Raw genomic sequence first — 21,964 nt, 5'->3', positions numbered from 1 at the left:
TTATTTCTGTCCTCTCCGTTCTCGTGTAAATGTTTAGTTTAATCTACATAGAAGAAAGTAGGGACGATGTTTTGAAGTCTTCTGTAACGGCGAGCGGCACATCAAATCCGGTATCTTTTGCGTTTATCCGGTTTTATCTGTTGGCCTTTTTATTTTTTGCCGCCAATTCGGCTTTGACGATTATTCTCCCTTTGCGAAGTGAATCAGCAGGGTTGAACCAGGCCGAGATTGGTCTGATGATGGGTGCGTACATGTTTACGTGTATGCTTCTACGGCCTTTTGCGGCGCAGCTTCTGGGGCGTTATGGTCCGCTGCGTGTAATGAAGTGGCTGTTGATTTTGCATGCCGCAACATTACTGTTGTTTGTTGTGTTTGGTGTGGAAACGTATTTGTGGCTGCGGGCGCTGCAAGGTGTAGCGACGGCGTTCTTTTCCATGACTATGCAGGCTGGCATTGTGGAAAAGCTGGAGGACAAGGACCGGGCTCAGGGATTGTCCATGTATACCCTTTTTACGATGGTCCCGTCTCTGGTCATTCCCATACTCGCCATCCAGATCTGGGAACATGCCAGCGACATCTGGTTTACCCTGTTAATGGTCGGTTTGGCTGCTTTTCCGCTCCTGATTGGCTATAACGTGGATTTGCCCCGAAGCACGGTACAGAATAAATCGTATACGCTTGGCGATATGATGCGGTCATTCGGCGGCATCTGGCGCAGCACACCGCTGTTGATCAGCAGCGTTGTTATGCTGTTTGCTTCATGTGTATTTGGGGCCACAGCGACCTTTCTTCCGCTGTATATGGTATCAACCGGGAAGGCGAGCGCAGGCGTATTTTTAACAAATCAGGGACTGGTCGTCATTCTGTGCAGATTCATTCTGCGCAAAAAAATCCCTTCCGATGGCAGTTGGAATACGTGGTTGATGGCCGGGCTGCTGCTGTGTGCAGCACTGGGAACCCAATTGCTCGCACTGCTGGAGACGATTGGTCCGCTGGTGTACCTGTCCGCGGTGTTCAGCGGTTTTGCCGTGGCATTGCTGTACCCGACATTAACGACCTATTTGTCGTTTGTGCTGCCTGCCGATTCCAGATATGTGCTGATGGGTATTTTCATGTCCTCGTATGATCTGGGCTTCTCCCTGGGCGGTCTTGCGATGGGACTGATTGTACAAATAAGCTCGTATTCCACCATGTTTACGATCTGCACACTTCTATCCATTGCAGGAATGATTTTCGTCGTGGCTTTCAGGCAACGAATGGAAGTCGGTAATAGGGCCAGGTCCGTGGCGGAGAACTGATGGGATGGTTGTGCAGAGATATGTTATTGCATGTGATGATAAGTAACAAACACGGTCCGATCGTATGGCACCTATAAGAACAAGACTTAAAGGCTTATGGACTGACTTTTCCTGAGACGTATCATTATGATGCGAGCTACAGGAAGCAGACCATGGGTCTTTTTTGGGCTGGGATTGCGGCAACAGCGATCGGAAGACGATCCGTGACCCAAGCGGCCGCCTCGCACGAGAAAAACAAAAATGATTTGACAACGGCGTCCAACAAGATTATAGTCATTGTTGTTAATCGTAATAATTACAATTAAGGATAGAAACATATGACCACAATCATAAGGAGTAGATACACATGACACAAAAGCAAGTTCCGGTAACTGTTCTTAGCGGTTACCTCGGCTCAGGTAAAACGACGGTTCTGAATCACGTGCTGCACAATCGGCAGGGGCTCAAGGTAGCCGTCATCGTTAATGACATGAGTGAGGTGAACATCGACGCCGCTCTGGTGAAGGGTGAGGCGACATTGTCACGTACTGAAGAAAAACTGGTGGAGCTGTCCAATGGCTGCATCTGCTGCACCTTGCGGGATGATCTGATGCAGGAGATCGAGAAGCTGGTGAACGAAGGCAGATTTGATTATATCCTGATTGAATCGACAGGCATCAGTGAGCCTGTGCCGGTAGCGCAGACCTTTACATATGCCGACGAGGAGTCGGGTATTGATCTGACAAGTCTGGCGAAGCTGGATTGTCTGGTGACGGTCGTGGATGCGAATCGCTTCTGGCATGATTTTGCCTCAGGACAGAGCCTTCTGGATCGGAATCAGGCTACCGGGGACGAAGATACCCGTGATGTGGTGGACCTGCTGATTGACCAGATTGAGACATGCGATGTTCTGCTGCTTAACAAGTGTGATCTGGTCGATGACGTGGAGCTGAACAAGCTTGAAGGTGTCATCCGCAAGCTTCAGCCGAACGCCAAAATCATTCGGACCGTAAACGGACAGGTTAACCCGTCTGAAATTTTGAATACAAGTCTCTTCGACTTCGAGAAAGTTAGCATGTCAGCCGGATGGATTCAGGAGCTGGAGAAGGAATCACATACACCGGAGACCGAGGAATACGGCATTGGTTCCTTCGTGTATCGTCGCCGAAAACCATTTCACCCCTCGCGCCTGGCTGATTTCATGAGCTACTGGCCGGAAGAAGTGGTACGTGCCAAAGGCTTGGTCTGGCTGGCGGCTGAAGGGGATATGGCTGCAAGCCTGAGTCAGGCGGGTTCATCCATTCAGTTCGGTCCTGCTGGACATTGGGTTGCGGCGTTGCCGGAAGCTGAGAAGGAAGAAATTTTGCGTACCGAGCCGGATATGTTGGGAAAATGGGATGCACAGTGGGGAGACCGACAGACTGAACTGGTCATGATCGGAATTGAAATGGAACGTGCCATCATTGAAGAAGAACTGGACCAATGCCTGCTCAGCGATGAGGAAATGCAGGCCGACTGGGGCCATTTTGACAATCCCCTGCCTTGGCCAGTTGAAGTTGTTTAAATTAAATTAAATTCATGAAGGAGCTGCAATCCATGGCTAAAAAATCAAAAGTAGTACTCGAAAAACAACGTCAGGCCATCGTAGCCAAGTATGCGGAGCTGCGTCGTGAGCTGAAAGAAAAGGGTGACTATGAAGCACTGCAGAAATTGCCGCGCAACGCCTCTCCGACCCGATTGAAAAATCGCTGTGAACTGACGGGCCGCCCGAGAGGATATTTGCGCAAGTTCAAGGTATCGCGGATTGTGTTCCGTGAGCTGGCCCATCAAGGGCAAATTCCTGGCGTCACGAAATCCAGCTGGTAAAACGCATGAATGATCCTTTCGATTATGATTGTTTTTTTCTTTAATTGTTAATTCCTAATTCCCAAGAGCAATTCAGGTGTCGAGCTAGACTTCGTACAAAATTTCGCCTGTGCGGGAGACATCATATCCCTCAAATGACTGCAGCTCGTGCCTGAATTCAGGTGATTGCAGAATGCGCAGTACCGATTCGTTCCACGCTTCGTTTCCCTTTTTCTTCAACATCACCAGATCGTACCGTTCCTGAACGAGTGGAATAAAATCAACCTGACCAACAAGCCGTGCAGCTTTCTCGCTGCCGATTCCCACATCAGCTTCCCCGGAGCTGACCTTGGCGGCTACGCCCATATGACTGGTTTCTTCCACGTCATATCCAATCAGATGGGAAGTTGGAATACCGTGCAGACGCAATTGTTCATCCAGCAATACACGTGCCCCTGACCCCTTCTCCCGGTTCGCCAATCGAAGATCCTGCTGCATCAGATCTGTCCAGTTCTGCAAACCGCGAGGATTACCGCGTTGTACATACAGCCCGGCAGGCCGTGTCAGCAAATTCACGACGACATACGACCAGCCGATCAGGATTTTGCGTATATAAGGCAGATTATATTCTCCTGTATCTCCGTCGAGCAGATGGGTACTGACCAGGTCAGACTCCCCGCGGTACATGGAGATCAGGCCGTCCAGACTGCCCATGAAAGAACGCAGCGGACGAATATCCCGTGTTTGCTTCTCCATATAGCGCATGAGAATATCCAGGCTGACATCCTGGCCCGTAATGACCAGATGTCGAGCCGAATGGGCTGCCGAAGTGTTACTCGTCATGGAAGATGAAGCTGTGAATGCCCCTCTGGGTAGAGGAGAAGCACTTGCAGCGGCATGATTGGTCGGATCGCTTCCCGTCTCGGGATAAGATTCAGAGGGGGGAACTGAATCCACTGCGGCCCGGTGCGTTGGCGATTGAAGCTGCTTGGAACGTTGTTTATACGCTTCCAGATCGGTGGCGTCAACTCGCATTTGTTTGCCAACGCGATAAGCGACGAGGTCTCCCTTTTTGATCAGATCGTAGACCGTCAGTTTCGATATTTTGAGTAGCTTGGATATTTCTTCGGTGGTATAGGATTGCTCCTCCGTCATCAATGAAGCTCCTCCTTTAAGGGTACACAAATCATATATAGTTTCGTTCATCCACCTCATTCACAGGTTCCGACAAACGTTATAGTCTCTAGTACTATACCATTAATTGACGGATGTCATAAACCTGAGAACACGGAATTAGCCCCCAAGACAGTCTGAAGAACAGGATGTGATCTAAATCACCTTCCCATTTCGGTGATCTTATGTATAATGAAATATAATTAATTATATCTAGTTATAACTAAACATAACATCGGGGGAGAAGTAGATGAAAAAGAGTATTGGATATGTGTTAGGGAGCATGTCGCTTGCATTGGCTATCGTATTGAGTGGTTGCGGCGCAAGTACGGGCAGTACGGATACATCCACAGCAACGGAACCAACCACATCATCCCCAGCGGCATCAGGTGAGGGAGCAACAACTGAGAATACCGAGCCGCAGGAAACAGTGGCGTTGACGATCTCGGCAGCAGCCAGTTTGACCGATGCGATGAAGGAGATTGAGACGAATTATGAGATGTCTCATCCGTATATCGAACTTCATTTCAACTTTGGTGCATCTGGAGCATTGCAACAGCAGATTGAACAAGGTGCGCCAGCAGATATTTTTGTATCGGCTGCGACCAAAAATATGAACGCGCTCGTAGATGAGAAATGGATTGCATCCGGTGATCAGAAGAATTTGCTGCAAAATTCATTGGTAGCCATTATTCCAGCGGATAGCTCAGATACCGTAACAAGCGAGAAGGATCTGACGAGCGATTCCATCAAAACAGTAGCGATCGGCATTCCGGAAAGTGTTCCAGCGGGAACGTATGCTCAAGAAGCGCTGACGAATGCCAACCTTTGGGATCAACTGAAAGGCAAGCTAGTACAGGGGAAAGATGTAAGACAGGTACTGCAGTACGTAGAGACGGGCAATGCGGATGCAGGATTTGTGTACAAAACGGATGCACTCACTTCGGATCAGGTGAAAATTGCATTTGAAGTGGACAAGAACAGCTATACACCTGCCAATTATCCGGTAGGGATTATTGAGGGTACGAAGCACCGGACAGAAGCAGAACAATTTTACACGTATTTGCAAACGCCTGAAGTGCTTGATGTCTTCGCCAAATACGGGTTTTCCATTCCAGAATGAATGTGAGCGCGATCGACTGGACGGTATTCTGGTCACCGATTCGTCTTTCCCTTCAGGTTGCCCTGCTGTCCAGCGTAATCGCAGCGGTGGCGGGCATCACTGTGGCCTGGAAGATGTCACGCGCATCGTTCCGGGGGAAGATTTTTTTGGAAACGGCATTTATGCTCCCGCTCGTGCTTCCGCCGACTGTGGTCGGATTTATTTTACTCGTGTTATTGGGTCGTAAGAGCCTGCTGGGACAGTGGATCGAGGCCATCTTCTCCGCGCCTGTCATTTTCTCCTGGTGGGCTGCCGTGATTGCTTCTGTGGTGGTCGCTTTCCCATTGGTATATCAGACGATGAAATCCGGTTTTAGCGGCATTGATCGGGATCTGGAAGATGCAGGCCGCTCCATAGGAGCGAATGAATGGCAGGTATTTCGTTATATCTCGCTTCCGCTTGCGGGCAGAGCATTGATGACGGCTTTCATCCTGGGTTTCGCTCGTGCACTGGGGGAATTCGGGGCTACGCTCATGATTGCAGGTAATATTCCGGGCAAAACGCAAACTGTACCCACCGCGATCTATGTTGCTGTGGATTCGGGCAATCAGACGATGGCCTGGGCATGGACAGGCTCCATTATTATCATTTCGTTTATCATGCTGCTCTTAACCAGACAGCCGCGTGACAGCAAGACGTGATTCAAGCCAATTGAGTGATGTCGATATGGATCAGAATTCAAAAACCCGCTTGAGGAGGCCTTTCTCCAAGCGGGTTTTTGAAATACAGGCCTTGTATGTCCTTAAGTTTGCGCTCATTCAAGCTGTTCTTTGCTTATCCTGTTTGGATCGAGGGTGTCGTAAAACGGGAAGGGTCCAGCGTTTTGACCATAAATACAATTTCTTCCTGACGTTCAGGGGTCTGTACCGTTTTGGTATGAAAAGGTTCATATCCTCGCCGTTCATACATAGGAGCAAGCCAGGGATGACGGGTCGCCGTCGCCAGAAATACGGCAGGTGCATCAAGCTTTTGCAGAATGATATGTTGCTCTACCCAATCCAGCAGTTTGGAGCCATAACCCTTGCTTTTATGGGCTGGACTTACCGCGAACCAGCGGATGAAAGGATAAGGGCTGATGGCCTGCCGCTGTGCATCTTCGGCTCGGTCAAGAGTAACGGTAGCGATGACTTCTCCCTCTTTTTCAAGAAGATAGCATTCATGCTGTACAATATTATTCTGAATGACTTCCAGTGTAGCGTGTCCGGCGGGAAAAGGAATGTTCAGGGCCCGAATCGTCTCATAGGCATTCACAGTTACGGCCAGCAGTTGTTCGGCATCTTCAATCGTAGCCAATCGGTATTGTTCAGTCATGGTCGATCAATCCCTTCTGTACATAATGGTAACTATTCCAACCTGTTAAATTGGTTTATCATATATTGGAGTTATTTTAGCATGAATTTCAATGGGGGAATATAAATCTCGAATCAAATCTGTCTATACGTGCATCGAAAGCTTCTATATGCAAAAATAACAAAACTTTTTACATAATTTAACCGTTCAGGACTCGCCTAAAGTATGCCCTATCCTGTAAAATAGAAGTGACTGATTCCAGCCAAAGAACTGAAATGAGGAGAGACGTTTATGAATACTAAACCGGATTGCAGTGTATCGTTGCAAATCGACGACTATCTGGATCTTTTGCATTTTGCTATTCAAATTGAGGATCAGGAATGGCAGCAGTCCCTTATCCACCAACTCAAGATATTTCAGCCGGAAGCGGAGCAGCGCACACCTGAACAAGAATTATGGATGAGATTAGATTATATCAACAGCAAATTGACAGGTCTCTGCCACCAGATTCATGCAGCTCATTCCAAAGATGAACGTGAGAAGTTTGAGGAACGAATCGAACGCTTGCAATTGCAACGTGTGGAAGTGGCGCGTAAAATTAAATGGGCCAGCCGCAGATAGATGCGTGTGTTGAATTAAAGTAATCGTATTTGAAGAAGCTGTCCAGTTCCGGATGGCTTCTTTTTGATTGGCTTTTGAATCAGGTATTGCTTACGCATAGAGAAAATCTATAACGTTATCAGGATGTCCTATTAGCATATATATTGCCTCGATATGATATACAGTGCTATTCTTTGATCAACCTAAATCCGACTATACAAGTAAGAATGGTTTGTTAAAGTCGGCTGGTGTAGACATTATATTGGCTGTGAATCACAGCTTATGGAGGAGAATGGGAATGGTAAAAGAGCGGGGGATTCAGAGAATACGGACAGTGCTGCTGTTCATAACGATGCTGGCGGTGCTGGCAGGATGCAGCTCAGGCAATGCAGCGAACGAAAGTGACACAGCTTCGGCATCCGGTGAAGATAAAGTAAAGAAGATTATCGTGGGTACGGGCACGCAGTTCCCGAATGTTTGTTTCATTGATGAGAATGGCAAGCTGACAGGTTACGATGTAGAGCTGATCCGCGAGATTGATAAACGGCTGCCTGAGTATGAATTTGAATTCAGCACCATGGAGTTCAAAAACCTGCTGTTAAGTCTGGAAACGAAGAAGATTGACCTGATCGCTCATCAGATGGAAGTAAATGAAGAACGACAGGCCAAGTTCCTGTTTAATGATGAAGCCTATAATATTTTCCCCAATAAAATTGTCGTCAGTGAGAAAAATCAGGACGTAAAATCCATCGAGGATTTGAAGGGTAAAAAACTGATTGTCGGGGCTACGAGTAATGCGGCCGTATTGGCTGAGAAATGGAATGCAGCGAATGGCAACGCCATTGATATTGTCTATTCCGGAGCAGGTGAAGATACGAATACGCAGATCAAAACAGGGCGGGTAGATGCAACCATCAGCACGCAGTTTGCCATTGATTATCAGAACAAAGTGGTGGATGCCCAGTTGAAAACTGTAGGAGACGCTCTGTCCAACTCCAAAGTGTATTTCATCCTGAACAAGGACGAGGAGGAGCTCAAAACGAAAGTGGATGAAGCCCTCAAATCAATCAAGGAAGATGGAACATTGAGCAAATTGAGCACAGAATGGCTGGGAGCGGATTACACGGTTGAGGAATAGTTCGGTGGGAAAGGTGAGCGACGGTTATGGGTAAATCATTCGATCTGTCATTGGTTCTGGATTTCGTTCCTGAACTGCTGCGATATTTGCATATTACACTGATTGTGCTGGGCGGTTCCATTGTGCTTGGCCTTGCGGGCGGAGTGCTTCTGGCGGTTCCGAGATTATACCGGATTCCGGTACTGAGCCAGCTCGCGACCCTGTACGTCTCTTTCATGCGGGGCACGCCGATTCTCATCAAGTTGTTCCTGGTCTATTACGGATTACCTGAATTGCTTAAACCGATGGGCATGGATCTGTCGAGGACCGATCCGCTGGTATTCGTCATCGTGACTTATGCGCTGAGTGATGCAGCGTCCTTTGCCGAAATTTTTCGCGGAGCTGTACGCAGTGTGGACAAGGGACAGACGGAAGCAGCCTACGCTGCGGGCTTGACCACGTTTCAGTCGTTTCGGCGCATTGTGGTGCCGCAAGCGCTCATTGTTGCTTTTCCGAATATGGCGAATACGTTGATTGGTTCACTGAAAGATACGTCACTTGCTTTTTCCATTGGAGTCATGGACATGGTGGGCAGAGGACAAACGCTGATCTCGGCTACATCGCATGCGCTTGAAGTGTATATTAGTCTTTCAGTCGTTTACTATATTATCGTACTTGTCCTTGAAAAAGGCTTTGCGCTGGCAGAACGCAGACTCCAGCGTCATGAACGTAAGCGGGAAGTACGCGGGCCGGCGGTAAGAGCTGAACGCCTGAAACGAATAGCGGGGTGAGTGAATGTCTATTGATTTCAACTTTATCTACACATCCTTTTTCCAGATTCTAAAGGCATTGCCACTGACACTCGTCATTACGATTGTACCGTTGATTGCAGGCTTTGGTGTGGGTCTGGTCACGGCTCTGGTTCGCATCGATCAGGTTCCGTGGGTCCACCGAATTGCTGCGTTTTATGTTTCGTTTTTTCGTGGTACACCGATGCTAATGCATCTGTTTCTGATCTATTATGGAATTCCGTTGATCATCGATAAGCTCGCTGCCCGGTACGGCTGGGCTTTTCAGTCTTCTTCCATTCCGATTCTGGTATTTGTACTGTTTGCCTTCTCGTTAACGGCGGGAGCCTACATGTCTGAGATTATTCGTTCCGGCATTCTCGCGGTGGACACGGGGCAGATGGAGGCTGCACATGCCGTAGGCATGAGTACATCCCAGGCGTTGAGACGGATTATTTTACCACAGGCGATTGGTGCGGTTTTGCCGAATCTGTGCAGCATGTTTGTTGGTTTTCTGCATGGATCAACACTTGCGTTTACCGTTTCCCAGATGGATATTCTCGGCAAAGCGGATGTGGTTGCTTCGGTCAGCCTGAAATTTCTGGAGGCTTTCATTGCTGCCGCATTGATCTATTGGGGTCTGACGGTGATCGCCGAACGGATTACAGCTTTGCTGGAACGCAGAGTTGCCGTGTACAGCAAAGGAGGGGTGTCATGATATCACTGACGAATATACACAAGTCGTTTGGTCAGCAGGAAGTGCTGAAAGGGATTGATTTGACTGTGGAGCAGGGGGATGTTGTTGCCATTCTTGGACCGAGCGGGTCGGGTAAAACAACATTGCTGCGCTGCGTGAATTTTCTCGAACGTGCCGATGAGGGCAAGGTTCAGATCAGCGGGTTAACCATAGACTGCAAGCATGCGCGTAAACATGACATTATGCAGTTGAGACGGAAAACAGCTATGGTGTTCCAGCATTATAATCTGTTCAAGCATAAAACGGTGCTGGATAACGTTACGGAAGGGTTAATCATCGCCCAAAAAATGTCCAAAGCAGATGCTCGTGAACGAGCCTTGCGTGTGCTTGAACAAGTGGGTCTGTCCGCCAAAATTAATGAGTATCCCAGCATGCTGTCAGGTGGACAACAGCAGCGGGTAGGCATTGCACGGGCGCTGGCACTCAATCCTGAGGTGATACTGTTTGATGAGCCTACCTCCGCGCTTGACCCGGAGCTGGTGGGCGAGGTACTGTCCGTCATTCGATCGATTGCCGAGGAAGGCATCACGATGATTGTGGTCACCCATGAAATGGGCTTTGCTCGTGAGGTGGCGAATCGAGTTGTTTTCATGGATGGAGGATCGATTGTGGAGGAAGGAACACCAGAAGAGGTGTTTTTGCGTCCCAGACAGGAACGAACCCGCCAATTCCTTAGTCGATATTCTTCCGACTGGAGTTACGTTATTTGACGATATAGGCGCAAGCTGGAGTAACTGACGATCCCGGCCCGGCATATGCTGTAGCAGGCAAATGCTGATAGGCCGGGTTTTTCTATGGGTGAAGCAGGCCGTGACGGTAAGGAGGAGGACCATGCAGAGCAAAATCGATGAAATCATCACACATATTGCACATTCTCACCAGCAGATTGCACGTGTACTTGATGCCAAACGGCAGGTCGCTGTGCGCATGTCTGAAATCATCAATCATTTGCCGGATATCGAACCGGAGCTGGATGGCGTTGACGGTCTGCTGGATAGCTCGGGACAGATCAACAAAAGCATCATCTCCTATTTGGGAGGCCTTGCAGACCTGGAAGAAGCCGTAGCCGAAACGCTGACCCAAGTGATGCGGGAGATGGCAGGTCAAGAGGAAGAATAAGCCCGGAAGGCGGGTGAAAGGACATGAGCAGAGAACAAAGCCTCATCCTGATGTTGGATGCAGCTGCCAAAATGCAGTGGAATATTGCTCTCATTCTGGAGGCTAAGGCGGTTGAAGCTGAGAAAGTAAGGAACTGGGCGCTAAATCATCTGAACGGTGAAGCCTTTCTAACCCATGGCGATCAGGTGGCCGAACCGCTTAAAATGCATGATCAGCTGGTGGAAATACTGGAAGGATTGACCCGGATGGAAACCGGACTGTGCAACAACTTGAAAGCTATCATGGTGCAGGACGATGGTGAAGAGGGCGGAACGGACAGCGGAATGTTTGGCAGTATGGATATGGGGGATCTCGGTAAATGAGTTTGTTGCGGCGTGAGCAGGAAGCGAAACTGGCCCTCATTGAATCCATCGCACATAGTCAGCAGGCGCTCGCCCGTATTCTGGACAGTGTGGCCAGCGTGTCTGCCCATTCGGAAGTATCCGCCCGCAGTCTGGCCGAGAATATTCGTTTGCTGAGCCGTTATCAAGAGGAGATGTCCCGAATGGTTACGGGTATAAGGCTGGCCCGGATCCAGCAAGGGGAGCCTGGGACGCCTTGGCTCAGAGACCCTGGCTATGCGATACGCATGGTCCGGAATATACAGGAGGAATGTTGACATGTTAAAGAAGAAAAAAATACGTCTGAGAACCAAAAGAGCTTTGCTTGTCCGTAGTGCCCGTCTGCGTAAAATCCGTAAGCTGCGTGCGGCCAAAGGCAGACGTGTACTGCATAAGCGTACCCTCAAAGGGCGTAGTGCGTGGCTCAAAAAAAAGAAACGTGCGGTAAGGCGGCACCGGAGTCCGAAGCCCGCACAACCTTTCGTCCCGGCTACCCCTACCGATCCGAACCCGGACAGTGCTTACAGTCAGGGCTACAACGAAGCGTACAACGAGGGATTCAACGCGGGTTTCGCCAAGGGATTCGAGGACGGACATCAACTGGCTTACAAAGCGCAATAACAGAATAAGTGTGCATCACCTGTTGGTTATAGATGCATGTCAAGTATGTGACGATTGCCCGGGGGGATAGATCCTTCCGGGTTATTTGCTTTACCGCAGAAGCGGACATGCCCGTGCAGGCGGATGTGGAGGGCAGACGCCAATTTTGCACCTTGCAGGACACCCGTCCATGATGCATCTGACCCCGAGGCATATCCTTTAGAGGGAACATCAATCTCGGGGAGAATCTGATATCGGATCTCCTGAAGGAAGACAGGGTGAAGGATGTGGCAAAACGACGACACCGACCGCCTACAGAAGCGGAGACGGCATACCGCGGCGGATATGCAGAAGGCCGCAGATTTGGCGGCTGTCAAGCCATGATGGAGCGAGTGGAGATGTTTGAGCCGACCGTGCGGGATATGAAAGTGCTGTATATCCCGCAGGGATTCGATGCCATCGATGAAGGCGTCACTGTGGCACTGCAGCAATCTGTACGTGAGTGTGTTGTCGGATCGCCGGCAACCATGCTGCAGGATGCGAGCCAGCACAGGCCAGACCTGGTATTGGTTATGAATGGACTGCATGTATTTCCTCCCGATCATCTGGAACAGGTAAACGGTATAAGGGCAATGGGTATTCGAACGGCGGTATGGTTTGTGGATGATCCGTATTTTACCGAAGATACGACAACCATCTGTCAGCATTATGATGTCGTGTTCACCCATGAGGAAGCGGCCGTACCCTTCTATACGGCACATGGAGCGAATCGAGTCATTTATATGCCGCTCGCTGTGAATCCGGGGATGTATCAACCAAGGCGTACGGCACCTCAGCATCAGTACGACATTTGTTTTATCGGCACCGGGTTCTGGAACCGCATTGCGCTGTTCGACGAGCTGGCTCCTTTTCTGGCAGACAAAAAAGTGTTTATTGCCGGCAGCCAGTGGAACCGTCTTACACGCTTCGATGTTCTTGGTCGCTTCATTCATGAAGGCTGGATTGATCCCGGAGCAACCGTAGATTATTACAACGGCGCCAAAATCGTCATTAACATTCACCGGACTTGCGAAAATGGAGAGGACAATCGCAATACACATCATCTCGAAGGTCATTCCATTAATCCGCGTACGTATGAGATCAGTGCCTGCGGAACGATGCAGATTACGGATGCGCGCCAAGATCTCACCCGTTATTACCGGCCTGGATATGACATTGAGACCTTTACAACGGCGGCTGAGCTCCAGCGCAAAATCAAGTATTACCTGCACCATGAGGAAGAACGGCAAGCCTTGGCTTGGCGGGGGCTGCTCACCACGATGAACCAGCATACGTTCACCCGTCGTATCGCCCAGCTGTTGGAGCATGTGTAGAGATCTGATCTGCATTAAAGAAGTAAAGAGAATCCTATCCCCAAAATAAAAGGAGTGGCGGTATGTCTCTCAAACATCGTAAAACGAAAAAGTCTCATGCGCCAGTGCTCAGCCTGGCTGACCAAGCACGCAAAAACGGGCAACATGCCGGATACGATGCGGGCAAGGAAGAAGGATATCTGCGCGGCCGTGCCAACTATATTGTCAATTGTGCACAGGAGCCATTGCCTTTCCGACAGATCCACGTTCTGTACGTATCTTCAGGTAAAGGATTTCCTTACTCTCCACTGGACGAGGCAATCATGGCTACATTGCAAGGCATGGTTGCTCAGGTGACCCTTTCCGATCCGCGCCAGCCCGTATCTGAAATTGCATTGCAAACCCGGCCAGACCTTGTGCTTGTGTTGGATGGCATGGATATTCCATTGGAGCATCTGGATGCGATTCGGCAAGCAGGCATCCAGACGGCAATCTGGCTTACCGATGATCCGTATTATACGGATATGACACTGGAGACCGTGAAGCATTTCGATCATGTCTTCACCTTGGAACTGAACTGTGTGGATCTGTATCGGCAGAACGGTTGTCCTTCAGTGCACTACCTCCCGTTTGCTGCCTTCACTAACCACTACTTCCCAATTACAACACCCTCATCGCTCCACCGGGAAGTCAGCTTTATCGGCTCGGCTTACTGGAACCGGGTGTATTTCTTTAATCCGATCATGGCCCAGCTGATGTCACACAATACCGTGTTTAATGGTATCTGGTGGGACCGTTTGCCTGACTATACTGCTTATGGTGAAAAGATTGAACTGGGTCGCTGGATGAGTCCACAGGAAACCAATGATGTGTATAACGGCACTAAGATTGTCATTAACCTCCATCGCTCCCACGAAGACGATTCGGTCAACAACAATCATGTTAAGATTACGCCAGCCTCACCGAACCCGAGAACGTTTGAAATTGCGGCTTCCGCTACCCTTCAATTGACCGATGCTCGTGATGACCTGGCACGTTTTTATAAACCGGGTGTGGAGATTGAGACGTACTCATCACCTCAGGAATTGCTCGACAAGGTGGAGTACTATATCTCGCATGAGAAAGAGCGTCGTGAAATTGCTCTGCGCGGACTTGAACGCACATTGAAAGACCACACGTATGGCAGAAGAATCAATGAACTGTTGACCATTATCTTCCCTTAATCTTGGCCGGAAGGAGGTGTGCACTGTACCCTGTATGTTCGCATGCAGGGTCCGTGCGGCCATGGCGATTAAACCTAAACTCATGTTGTTTTCACATGTGTGCAACACCCGCAGCATTACGGGGGCGGAGAAGCTGCTGCTTCATTTTATGAGGGAAATGGGTACCATCTTCGATTGTGTACTCGTTGTCCCTCAGGAAGGAAAACTCGCCGGACTTGCGCGGAGATTCGATATTCAGGTCAAAATATGTTTTCTGCCGATGCTTCACGGTGTGTACACACCTTACCGGGGGATCGCAACGGATGCAGAACAGCTTCGCCACTCACCATCCTATCAGGAGGTAGTCTCCCTGATCCGGGAGACTGCGCCTGAAATGGTGTTAACGAATACCTGTGTCAATGTGATGCCAGCTGTAGCAGCGAAGTCTCTGCAAATCCCGGTCATCTGGAAGATTACTGAAATTATTCAGGCGAATGAACATACAACCGAGGCGGTACAGATGATTGGTCGTTACTCGGATTGGATCATAGGCATATCCGAAACGGCGGTAACTCCATTCAAACAAGCTGGCATGAGCGATAAACTCACCGTGATCTCCCCAACCTGGGACCCGTCTTTGCCGGACCCGGACCGATGGGTGCACTTGCGGGAACGCAAACGTAAAGAGCTTGGTTTCAAGCCATCGCAAATCTGTATCGGTTATATCTCTTCTTTTATATATGATGCCAAAGGTCTAAAACCGTTTATCGATATGGCGCTGCAATTGTGTGAGGTCCATTCACGCTGCCGATTCTGGATCATTGGCACATCAGCGGACAAAAAGTACTATGACGAGTGTGTGTCACGGGTGAAAAAGTCAGGTTACTATCGCCGGTTCACCTTTACCAAATTCGAAGAGAACGTATCTCTGGCCTATACGGCCATGGATATCGTTGTCATCCCGAGTATGGTCAAAGAAGGATTTGGAATGACCGCGCTGGAGGGACTTTATTTCGCCAAACCGGTTATCGCTTTTGCTCAAGGCGGACTGAAGGAATTGCTGGAATCCGTAGGCAGTGGTGCATTTCTGGCTCCGCCTGGTGAGACTCAAGCACTGGTCACGCTGGCAACAACCTTGCTGAATGATCCCGAACTGGCCTCCGATACCGGATGGCGTAATCGGACAGAAGCGGAAAAGCTGTACGGTATTGAAACCTACAGGGTAAAGCTGCATACGATGGTGACACAGTGGTTAATGCGTTTTCCCGGATGGTTTCCGTATATTCAGCCTCCGAATGGTCCAGTGTACGCATGGGGTGAGGGGGGATTGCGAACCGTGCTGGTTCTGGAATCGGCTACGGTTCGGGCACTTTTAATTCCACTGGCTGTTTTCCATACGTTGCCGCTTTCACCGTTACCTCCGATTGTGATAGGTCATCCTGTCCACGAAGTAACAGATTCCAGCTCAAATGGCAGTACAAGACGAAGTCGTCACCAGCGACCATCTCATCGCAGTAGGATTCATGGCGGAAGGAAACGAGGGACGGGAACAGGCAGGAGGAAGCTGAAGACAAGCAAAAAGAAGCGTGTGCGCTTGGGGCTACCGTCTGCTCGCAAACGTGCGACTGGCAAAGCAGGACGAAGCCGGGCTCGCCGAAGATTATCCAATAGACGATGAAGGCAGGGGTTACGATGAAGATCATGACGGTGCTGGGTACGCGACCTGAAATTATACGGCTCAGCCTGATCATTTCCAAACTGGACCAGTACGCGACCAAACATATTCTGGTACACACGGGACAGAACTTCACGGAAAGTCTCAGCGGTCTTTTTTTCAAGGAAATGGGTCTGCGTGCCCCGGATTATATTCTTCAGGACGAAGCGGCCTCACTAGGTCGGCAGTTGTCTTCCATGTTTACGCAAATGGAAGATTTATTGCATCAGGAGAAGCCTGACAAGGTGCTGCTGCTTGGCGATACGAACAGTGCCTTGTGTGCTGTGCTGGCTGAGCGGATGGGCATACCCGTCATTCACATGGAAGCGGGCAATCGCTGTTTTGACCTGGATGTGCCTGAGGAGAAAAATCGCAGGGTCATTGACGCCATTTCCACCATTAATATGCCATACACGGAACAAAGTAAGAAACATCTGGTTAGTGAAGGGGTTCCCAGTCGCCGAATTGTGCTGACAGGCAATCCGATCTATGAAGTGATGCGTCATTACGACACACAAGTGAGTTCCAGCAAAATACTGAAAAAATTGAAGCTGAAGTCCGGGCAATATTTTCTGGTTACGGCCCATAGGGCAGAGAATGTCGACCATCCCCCTCATTTGCTGGAGATTATGAAAGGTTTGAATCAGGTTGCTGAGGAACATGCCATGCGAGTCATATGCAGCATTCACCCTCGAACGGCCATTCGCATTGCCGAGCATCTGCAATTGGAGATGAACCCGCTGGTGGAATTTCACGAGCCATTCGGATTTTTTGATTTTGTCATGTTGGAACGACATGCACGCTGTGCACTCACGGATAGCGGTACCGTCCAGGAGGAGTGCTGCATCATGGGGGTGCCTACGGTCACCATGCGTCGTACAACGGAACGGCCAGAGACGGTGGATTGTGGCAGTAATGTGGTCTCGGGTCTGGATGCGGAGCGTATTGCGGGCTGTGTAAAAGTGATGACCGAAATGCCAAACGAATGGGAATGCCCGCAGGGTTACAAAGCAACAGATGTATCCAGTAAAGTGGTCAAATTTCTGCTTGGAGGGAAAATGCATGTTTGAAAATAAGCGTATACTCGTGACTGGCGGTACGGGATCATGGGGTTATGAACTTGTGGCTCAACTGCTGCCCCAGCAGCCCAAGGAGATTATTGTATACTCCCGGAATGAGTCCAGCCAAGTGGCGATGAGCCGTGAATTTGAAGACCCGCGTCTTCATTTTCGCATTGGTGATATTCGAGACAAGGATGCATTAACGGTCGCTTGTCAGCATGTGGATTATGTGTTTCATCTCGCAGCACTCAAGCATGTTCCCGTGTGTGAAGATCAACCCTACGAAGCACTCAAAACCAATGTAATCGGCACACAAAATGTCATCGAGGCTGCGATTGAAAATCATGTGGAAAAAGTCATTTACATCTCGACCGACAAGGCCGCCAATCCATCCAATTTCTACGGCATGACCAAGGCGATCGGTGAGAAGTTGATTGTATATGCCAATCTGCTTCACAGCAATACGCGGTTTGTCACTGTGCGTGGTGGCAATGTACTTGGAACGAACGGCAGTGTCGTGCATTTGTTCAAAAATCAGATTCGTCAGAAAGGTCAAGTCTCCATTACCGACATGAACATGACACGCTTCTTTCTAACCTTGAAAGATGCGATTACCTTGCTATTCAAAGCATCGGTGGAAAGCGTTGGCGGCGAAATTTTTGTCATGACGATGCCGACGTGCAAAATTGTGGATCTCGCTGAAGTGTTGATTGAGGATTCAGGTGTGGAGAATGTATCCATTGTGGAGCGCGGCACCCGACCTGGCGAGAAGATTCATGAAATCCTGATGAGTGAATTTGAGAGTATGACCACGGTAGTCTATGATGAGCAGTATTTGGTTATTCTTCCGACGCTGGGCATACCAGGACTCAAGGAGCATTACACACACTGCCCTCCGGTTTCTTTCAGCAGTTTTAGTTCCGAACATCAGCTGATGACGAAAGAGGAGATTCGTGAAATTTTAAAACGCGGAGGATTCCTGTCATGAAGCTCTTGATACTTGGGGGAAACGGAATGGCCGGCCATATTCTGGTCGACTATTTCCGCCGTCAAGGCGTGCATAGTGTCTTCTATACAACCCGGGATGTGTCGGACCCGAGAGGTCTATTGCTGGATGTAAACGACAGCTATATGGTTGACCGGCTGGTAGAAGCGGTGCATCCGGATATTATCGTTAACGTTGTGGGTGTTTTGAACAGCTTTGCAGATGAAGACAAAATTACAGCATATCACATTAACGGATTCCTGCCGCATCGTTTGCGGCGGGTAGCCGACACGATTGGAGCACGTCTGATTCACATCAGTACGGATTGTGTGTTTAGTGGGGACCGGGGGGCGTACCGGGAGAATGATATTACGGATGGAACATCTGCCTATGCGATCACAAAAGCACTGGGTGAAGTCCATGATGCCGGACACCTGACGATTCGCACGTCCATTATTGGGCCTGAAATTCGGAAGGGCGGCATCGGTCTGATGCACTGGTTCATGTCCAGTACAGGTGAAGTTGGCGGATATACACGTGTCTTCTGGAATGGGGTGACCACCCTTGAATTGGCCAAATGGGTAGATCATTATTTGTCGTCCCCGGTTAGCGGTCTGATTCATCTTGCTCACCCCGAACCGATCAGCAAGCATGATCTGCTTCTCCTGTTCCAACAGACATGGGGTAAGCAGGATGTTGTTGTCGTACCGGATGATAGCGTAGTGCAGGATCGTACGCTGGTGTCCACACGTGAGGACGTGAAGACAGACCTTCCGGATTATTCTACAATGCTGAAGGAGCTGGCATTATGGATGGAGCAGAGCTGACAGGCAAAAAGGTGCTGATCACAGGTGCGTCCGGTTTTACCGGACGGCATGCGGTCGCATATTTCCGGGCAGCTGGAGCAGTGGTTGTAGCGGTGGTCAGACGAGTCGGTGTGTACTCGTTTGGCGATGGCGTAGCTGTACATGTCTGTGATCTTAATGATAAACAGCAAGTTCGTCATCTGATTGACGAGGTGAAACCGGACTATGCATTACATCTCGCAGGCAAAAATTCGGTGCCGGATTCCTGGTCCGATCCGCTGCTTGTATTGGAGACCAATGTAATGGCTGTCCTGTACCTGCTGGATGCTCTTCGAAGCTGTCCAGCGGCACGGACCGTTATTGTAGGTTCAAGGTTAAAATACACCCCTGAACCCGGACGGCATCCGCAGCCTCCCCACCCGTACAGTCTCAGCAAAGCGCTGGAGGAGATGGTGTCGCTGTCGTGGATGTCCCTCTTTGGACAGCAAATTATACTGGCAGAGCCGGGCAATCTGATCGGGGCAGGTCCCTCGACAGGCATATGTTCGCTGCTGGCACGTCATGTTGTCGCCTGTGAACAGGAAGGCAAGACAGAGCCTTTCCGTCTATCCGGCCGGGATAATACCCGTGATTTTCTGGATGTACGGGATGCGGTTCGGGCTTATGCGACCTTGCTTGTGAAGGGCGCGTCAGGCACCGTTTATCCCGTTGTATCGGGCAAAGAGCGCAGCCTGGGCGAGATAGCGGATACGCTGCTGACCATGACCGAAGCGGAAGTGCCCGTACGCTGGGATGGAGCTTCTTCCGGTCCGGACGGGGCTGGAGAACAGGAGGAGATGTCACTGCTGCGCAAGTTGGGCTGGCAGCCATTGATCCCCTTTGCCCAATCTCTTCAGGACATTCTAAGTGATGTTCGTACCCAGGAGGGGAGGTCAACTGGATGAATCCCAGAGTATCCATTGTCATTCCGTTTTACAATTGTCCCTATGTGCCTCAAGCCATTCAAAGTGCAATGAACCAGACGTATCCCGATGTGGAGATCATTATCGTCAACGATGGCTCGACCCGGCATGCCGAACTGCTCCACCCTTACCTTCCCTACATTAATGTACTTGGCAAAAGCAATGGCGGCACAGCCTCGGCTCTGAATCACGGCATCCGCCATGCCTCGGGGGACTATATCGCGTGGCTGAGTTCGGATGATTTCCTTTATCCCGACAAGATTCGTCATCAGGTTGAATTTATGCAGCGGGAGAATGTGCTCATCTCACATACCAACTTTCATTACATTAATGAGCACTCTGCGGTAACCAAGTTGAACGGAGGGGCAGAACCAATGGCCGAACCCGATTGGCTGCGCCTTTTCGTAAACGGTAATCCGGTGAACGGCTGTACTGTGATGATCCGCAGGGATCTGTTCAGTGCGGTCGGTCTGTTCGATGAACTGCTACCGTATACGCATGATCTGGACCTATGGATGCGTATTCTGCTGAACGGACATCGTTTTCCATATCTGAACGAAGCGCTTACGGCATATCGATGGCACGGGGGAATGGGGTCTGTACGCCATGCGGATACGATCGGCCGGGAGGCCTCCATGGTATGGTCCCGATATCGTGCACCCCTATTACAGCGTATTGCAGCCATGGGAGGATAAATGAACAATGTGAGGGGGTTATGGAGGCCGTAAGGTGGCTGAATAACGCCCTCTTTATGTTTAGCATTTTGTATAAATTCCTTGAACGATAAAAATCGAAAGATGCAGAATGCTGATGTATACGGATCGTAATTTATGCTGTAGCTGTGTAACAGATGCCTGATTCCTAACGGAGCCATCTTCATATAATAGGGAGAATCGTGATTTTTACGCGGAGAAAGGGGAGGCCCGAATGGAGCCGAAAGTATCAATTGTCATTCCTTTTTATAATTGCGCGTACATCGAGCAGGCTGTTCACAGTGCCGTTCACCAGACATATCCGCATATTGAGATCATTGTGGTGGACGATGGCTCTACGCAGCATGTGGAGCGGCTAGAACCCTTCATGGATCGCATTCGTTATATTCGGAAAAAGAATGGTGGTACGGCCACAGCACTGAACGAGGGGATTAAGCTGGCGACAGGCGATTATTTTGTGTGGCTCAGCTCAGATGATGTGATGCTGCTGGACCGGGTGGAGAAACAACTGAAGTTCATGCTTGAGGTCAAGGCATCGTTCTGTCACGGGGCCTATCATTATGTAAATGCGGACAGTGAATGGGTGGACACGGTGCGGCCTGAAGTAGGGAGTCGTCTCGAAGTGCTGCAGGTGCTCATGGAAGGATGCCCGATCAACGGCTGTACTGTCATGCTGGAGATGGAAGCTTTTAAAAGGTTTGGCCTGTTCGACACGGATTTTCAGTATACGCACGACTACGAGATGTGGCTGAGACTGTTTCCGGTATATGAACTGTTCTATTTCAATGAACCGCTGCTGTGTTACCGGGTTCATGAAGCCATGGGAACCAAGAAACACTTCGAGGCATTAAAAACCGAGATGGGGCTTGTTCAGGCGAAGCATCGACCTATCCTGCTTAATTTGCAGCAGGTCGGCGGTTATTGGAAATAAAGGCTTGGCATTCTCGTGAAGGTCCGAGTGTCAGATGAGAGGCTGCAAAAAAAGAGGGTATTCGATTGCCGTTCGAAGAACATGCGGCAGGAACGAATATCCTCTTGTTTATTCCTGTTTAAAAGGTATT

The 21,964-nt window shown here is 49.6% G+C and carries 27 protein-coding genes; 25 read left to right on the top strand and 2 right to left on the bottom strand.

Going from position 1 to position 21,964, the window contains the following annotated elements; translation table 11 throughout:
• Nucleotides 1-71: 71 nt before the first annotated feature.
• From cntE to rpsN, 4 genes are all read left to right on the top strand, one after another.
• Complete coding sequence (gene cntE, locus JNUCC31_RS08540) at nt 72-1,298, top strand: staphylopine family metallophore export MFS transporter CntE (protein ID WP_192270458.1); 1,227 nt, start codon at nt 72-74, stop codon at nt 1,296-1,298.
• 152 nt (nt 1,299-1,450) lie between these two features.
• The gene (locus JNUCC31_RS08535) at nt 1,451-1,603 is read left to right on the top strand and encodes a hypothetical protein (protein WP_192270456.1); all 153 of its coding nucleotides are present in this window, start codon (nt 1,451-1,453) and stop codon (nt 1,601-1,603) included.
• 41 nt (nt 1,604-1,644) lie between these two features.
• Entirely contained in the window at nt 1,645-2,841 is a 1,197-nt protein-coding gene (locus JNUCC31_RS08530) for a GTP-binding protein (protein WP_192270454.1), read from the top strand.
• A gap of 32 nt (nt 2,842-2,873) precedes the next feature.
• Nucleotides 2,874-3,143 carry a 30S ribosomal protein S14 gene (rpsN, locus tag JNUCC31_RS08525; protein ID WP_192270452.1) on the top strand — a complete coding sequence of 90 codons (270 nt, stop codon included), beginning with the start codon at nt 2,874-2,876 and terminating at the stop codon, nt 3,141-3,143.
• Nucleotides 3,144-3,227: 84 nt separating this feature from the next.
• On the opposite strand, the gene JNUCC31_RS08520 is transcribed toward rpsN, so the two are convergent.
• Nucleotides 3,228-4,277 (bottom strand): helix-turn-helix transcriptional regulator, encoded by a 1,050-nt coding sequence (locus JNUCC31_RS08520; RefSeq protein WP_192272875.1) that lies wholly within the window; start codon nt 4,275-4,277, stop codon nt 3,228-3,230.
• 268 nt (nt 4,278-4,545) lie between these two features.
• On the opposite strand from JNUCC31_RS08520, the gene modA reads away from it, so the two are divergent.
• On the top strand, nt 4,546-5,418 hold the full coding sequence (gene modA / locus JNUCC31_RS08515) for a molybdate ABC transporter substrate-binding protein (protein WP_192270450.1): 873 nt from the start codon (nt 4,546-4,548) through the stop codon (nt 5,416-5,418).
• Complete coding sequence (gene modB, locus JNUCC31_RS08510; RefSeq protein WP_192270448.1) at nt 5,415-6,098, top strand: molybdate ABC transporter permease subunit; 684 nt, start codon at nt 5,415-5,417, stop codon at nt 6,096-6,098. The genes modA and modB overlap by 4 nt, the downstream gene beginning before the upstream one ends.
• A 133-nt stretch (nt 6,099-6,231) precedes the next feature.
• On the opposite strand, the gene JNUCC31_RS08505 is transcribed toward modB, so the two are convergent.
• Nucleotides 6,232-6,768 (bottom strand): GNAT family N-acetyltransferase, encoded by a 537-nt coding sequence (locus tag JNUCC31_RS08505; RefSeq protein ID WP_192270447.1) that lies wholly within the window; start codon nt 6,766-6,768, stop codon nt 6,232-6,234.
• A gap of 270 nt (nt 6,769-7,038) precedes the next feature.
• Between JNUCC31_RS08505 and JNUCC31_RS08500 the strand changes: the two genes are divergently transcribed.
• The 19 genes from JNUCC31_RS08500 (at nt 7,039) to JNUCC31_RS08415 (ending at nt 21,834) form a co-directional block, all read left to right on the top strand.
• A complete protein-coding gene (locus tag JNUCC31_RS08500; protein WP_192270446.1) occupies nt 7,039-7,368 on the top strand; it encodes a hypothetical protein in 330 nt (109 codons plus the stop codon).
• A gap of 277 nt (nt 7,369-7,645) precedes the next feature.
• Nucleotides 7,646-8,485 (top strand): transporter substrate-binding domain-containing protein, encoded by an 840-nt coding sequence (locus tag JNUCC31_RS08495; RefSeq protein WP_192272873.1) that lies wholly within the window; start codon nt 7,646-7,648, stop codon nt 8,483-8,485.
• A gap of 26 nt (nt 8,486-8,511) precedes the next feature.
• Nucleotides 8,512-9,255: an amino acid ABC transporter permease gene (locus JNUCC31_RS08490; RefSeq protein ID WP_192270445.1), complete on the top strand. Its 744-nt coding sequence runs from the start codon at nt 8,512-8,514 to the stop codon at nt 9,253-9,255.
• Nucleotides 9,256-9,259: 4 nt separating this feature from the next.
• Nucleotides 9,260-9,970: an amino acid ABC transporter permease gene (locus JNUCC31_RS08485; RefSeq protein ID WP_192270444.1), complete on the top strand. Its 711-nt coding sequence runs from the start codon at nt 9,260-9,262 to the stop codon at nt 9,968-9,970.
• Nucleotides 9,967-10,719, top strand: a complete 753-nt coding sequence (locus JNUCC31_RS08480; RefSeq protein ID WP_192270443.1) for an amino acid ABC transporter ATP-binding protein — start codon at nt 9,967-9,969, stop codon at nt 10,717-10,719. The genes JNUCC31_RS08485 and JNUCC31_RS08480 overlap by 4 nt, the downstream gene beginning before the upstream one ends.
• Nucleotides 10,720-10,840: 121 nt before the next feature.
• Nucleotides 10,841-11,128 carry a nucleoside-diphosphate sugar epimerase gene (locus JNUCC31_RS08475; protein ID WP_192270441.1) on the top strand — a complete coding sequence of 96 codons (288 nt, stop codon included), beginning with the start codon at nt 10,841-10,843 and terminating at the stop codon, nt 11,126-11,128.
• A gap of 23 nt (nt 11,129-11,151) precedes the next feature.
• Complete coding sequence (locus JNUCC31_RS08470; RefSeq protein WP_192270439.1) at nt 11,152-11,490, top strand: alpha-helical endospore appendage domain-containing protein; 339 nt, start codon at nt 11,152-11,154, stop codon at nt 11,488-11,490.
• The gene (locus JNUCC31_RS08465; RefSeq protein ID WP_192270437.1) at nt 11,487-11,786 is read left to right on the top strand and encodes a hypothetical protein; all 300 of its coding nucleotides are present in this window, start codon (nt 11,487-11,489) and stop codon (nt 11,784-11,786) included. The genes JNUCC31_RS08470 and JNUCC31_RS08465 overlap by 4 nt, the downstream gene beginning before the upstream one ends.
• A 1-nt stretch (nt 11,787) precedes the next feature.
• A complete protein-coding gene (locus JNUCC31_RS08460; protein WP_192273553.1) occupies nt 11,788-12,129 on the top strand; it encodes a hypothetical protein in 342 nt (113 codons plus the stop codon).
• A 32-nt stretch (nt 12,130-12,161) separates the two neighbouring features.
• Nucleotides 12,162-12,302, top strand: coding sequence for a hypothetical protein (locus JNUCC31_RS33210; protein ID WP_228469584.1), 141 nt, complete (start codon nt 12,162-12,164; stop codon nt 12,300-12,302).
• Between the two features lie 84 nt (nt 12,303-12,386).
• Nucleotides 12,387-13,481 (top strand): CgeB family protein, encoded by a 1,095-nt coding sequence (locus JNUCC31_RS08455; protein ID WP_192270435.1) that lies wholly within the window; start codon nt 12,387-12,389, stop codon nt 13,479-13,481.
• 62 nt (nt 13,482-13,543) lie between these two features.
• The gene (locus tag JNUCC31_RS08450; RefSeq protein ID WP_228469583.1) at nt 13,544-14,683 is read left to right on the top strand and encodes a CgeB family protein; all 1,140 of its coding nucleotides are present in this window, start codon (nt 13,544-13,546) and stop codon (nt 14,681-14,683) included.
• A 34-nt stretch (nt 14,684-14,717) separates the two neighbouring features.
• Nucleotides 14,718-16,340: a glycosyltransferase family 4 protein gene (locus tag JNUCC31_RS08445; RefSeq protein WP_228469582.1), complete on the top strand. Its 1,623-nt coding sequence runs from the start codon at nt 14,718-14,720 to the stop codon at nt 16,338-16,340.
• A 14-nt stretch (nt 16,341-16,354) separates the two neighbouring features.
• Nucleotides 16,355-17,446 (top strand): non-hydrolyzing UDP-N-acetylglucosamine 2-epimerase, encoded by a 1,092-nt coding sequence (wecB, locus tag JNUCC31_RS08440; protein ID WP_192270431.1) that lies wholly within the window; start codon nt 16,355-16,357, stop codon nt 17,444-17,446.
• The gene (locus tag JNUCC31_RS08435; RefSeq protein WP_192270429.1) at nt 17,439-18,425 is read left to right on the top strand and encodes a polysaccharide biosynthesis protein; all 987 of its coding nucleotides are present in this window, start codon (nt 17,439-17,441) and stop codon (nt 18,423-18,425) included. The genes wecB and JNUCC31_RS08435 overlap by 8 nt, the downstream gene beginning before the upstream one ends.
• Nucleotides 18,422-19,249, top strand: a complete 828-nt coding sequence (locus JNUCC31_RS08430; protein WP_192270427.1) for a dTDP-4-dehydrorhamnose reductase family protein — start codon at nt 18,422-18,424, stop codon at nt 19,247-19,249. The genes JNUCC31_RS08435 and JNUCC31_RS08430 overlap by 4 nt, the downstream gene beginning before the upstream one ends.
• Entirely contained in the window at nt 19,231-20,172 is a 942-nt protein-coding gene (locus JNUCC31_RS08425) for an NAD-dependent epimerase/dehydratase family protein (RefSeq protein WP_192270426.1), read from the top strand. The genes JNUCC31_RS08430 and JNUCC31_RS08425 overlap by 19 nt, the downstream gene beginning before the upstream one ends.
• Complete coding sequence (locus JNUCC31_RS08420; RefSeq protein WP_192270424.1) at nt 20,169-20,885, top strand: glycosyltransferase; 717 nt, start codon at nt 20,169-20,171, stop codon at nt 20,883-20,885. Before JNUCC31_RS08425 ends, JNUCC31_RS08420 begins: the two co-directional genes overlap by 4 nt.
• Before the next feature lie 232 nt (nt 20,886-21,117).
• On the top strand, nt 21,118-21,834 hold the full coding sequence (locus JNUCC31_RS08415; RefSeq protein ID WP_192270422.1) for a glycosyltransferase: 717 nt from the start codon (nt 21,118-21,120) through the stop codon (nt 21,832-21,834).
• Nucleotides 21,835-21,964: the final 130 nt, after the last annotated feature.

The sequence above is a fragment of the Paenibacillus sp. JNUCC-31 genome, from assembly GCF_014844075.1.
Taxonomy (GTDB): Bacteria; Bacillota; Bacilli; order Paenibacillales; family Paenibacillaceae; genus Paenibacillus.
The sequence above is the reverse complement of the archived record's forward strand: the minus strand, read 5'-3'. Positions and strand labels throughout refer to the sequence as shown.

Bases quoted from the DNA above. Each gene is read 5' to 3' on its own strand.
- JNUCC31_RS08415 (WP_192270422.1), top strand. From the start codon at position 21,118: ATGGAGCCGAAAGTATCAATTGTCATTCCTTTTTATAATTGCGCGTAC.
- rpsN (WP_192270452.1), top strand. From the start codon at position 2,874: ATGGCTAAAAAATCAAAAGTAGTACTCGAAAAACAACGTCAGGCCATC.
- modA (WP_192270450.1), top strand. From the start codon at position 4,546: ATGAAAAAGAGTATTGGATATGTGTTAGGGAGCATGTCGCTTGCATTG.
- JNUCC31_RS08460 (WP_192273553.1), top strand. From the start codon at position 11,788: ATGTTAAAGAAGAAAAAAATACGTCTGAGAACCAAAAGAGCTTTGCTT.
- JNUCC31_RS08530 (WP_192270454.1), top strand. From the start codon at position 1,645: ATGACACAAAAGCAAGTTCCGGTAACTGTTCTTAGCGGTTACCTCGGC.
- JNUCC31_RS08500 (WP_192270446.1), top strand. From the start codon at position 7,039: ATGAATACTAAACCGGATTGCAGTGTATCGTTGCAAATCGACGACTAT.
- JNUCC31_RS08435 (WP_192270429.1), top strand. From the start codon at position 17,439: ATGTTTGAAAATAAGCGTATACTCGTGACTGGCGGTACGGGATCATGG.
- JNUCC31_RS08420 (WP_192270424.1), top strand. From the start codon at position 20,169: ATGAATCCCAGAGTATCCATTGTCATTCCGTTTTACAATTGTCCCTAT.
- JNUCC31_RS08495 (WP_192272873.1), top strand. From the start codon at position 7,646: ATGGTAAAAGAGCGGGGGATTCAGAGAATACGGACAGTGCTGCTGTTC.
- JNUCC31_RS08475 (WP_192270441.1), top strand. From the start codon at position 10,841: ATGCAGAGCAAAATCGATGAAATCATCACACATATTGCACATTCTCAC.
- JNUCC31_RS08430 (WP_192270427.1), top strand. From the start codon at position 18,422: ATGAAGCTCTTGATACTTGGGGGAAACGGAATGGCCGGCCATATTCTG.
- JNUCC31_RS08485 (WP_192270444.1), top strand. From the start codon at position 9,260: ATGTCTATTGATTTCAACTTTATCTACACATCCTTTTTCCAGATTCTA.
- JNUCC31_RS08450 (WP_228469583.1), top strand. From the start codon at position 13,544: ATGTCTCTCAAACATCGTAAAACGAAAAAGTCTCATGCGCCAGTGCTC.
- JNUCC31_RS08505 (WP_192270447.1), bottom strand. From the start codon at position 6,768: ATGACTGAACAATACCGATTGGCTACGATTGAAGATGCCGAACAACTG.
- JNUCC31_RS08470 (WP_192270439.1), top strand. From the start codon at position 11,152: ATGAGCAGAGAACAAAGCCTCATCCTGATGTTGGATGCAGCTGCCAAA.
- JNUCC31_RS08425 (WP_192270426.1), top strand. From the start codon at position 19,231: ATGGATGGAGCAGAGCTGACAGGCAAAAAGGTGCTGATCACAGGTGCG.
- JNUCC31_RS08480 (WP_192270443.1), top strand. From the start codon at position 9,967: ATGATATCACTGACGAATATACACAAGTCGTTTGGTCAGCAGGAAGTG.
- JNUCC31_RS08465 (WP_192270437.1), top strand. From the start codon at position 11,487: ATGAGTTTGTTGCGGCGTGAGCAGGAAGCGAAACTGGCCCTCATTGAA.
- JNUCC31_RS33210 (WP_228469584.1), top strand. From the start codon at position 12,162: ATGCATGTCAAGTATGTGACGATTGCCCGGGGGGATAGATCCTTCCGG.
- JNUCC31_RS08445 (WP_228469582.1), top strand. From the start codon at position 14,718: ATGTTCGCATGCAGGGTCCGTGCGGCCATGGCGATTAAACCTAAACTC.
- wecB (WP_192270431.1), top strand. From the start codon at position 16,355: ATGAAGATCATGACGGTGCTGGGTACGCGACCTGAAATTATACGGCTC.
- modB (WP_192270448.1), top strand. From the start codon at position 5,415: ATGAATGTGAGCGCGATCGACTGGACGGTATTCTGGTCACCGATTCGT.
- JNUCC31_RS08535 (WP_192270456.1), top strand. From the start codon at position 1,451: ATGGGTCTTTTTTGGGCTGGGATTGCGGCAACAGCGATCGGAAGACGA.
- JNUCC31_RS08520 (WP_192272875.1), bottom strand. From the start codon at position 4,277: ATGACGGAGGAGCAATCCTATACCACCGAAGAAATATCCAAGCTACTC.
- JNUCC31_RS08490 (WP_192270445.1), top strand. From the start codon at position 8,512: ATGGGTAAATCATTCGATCTGTCATTGGTTCTGGATTTCGTTCCTGAA.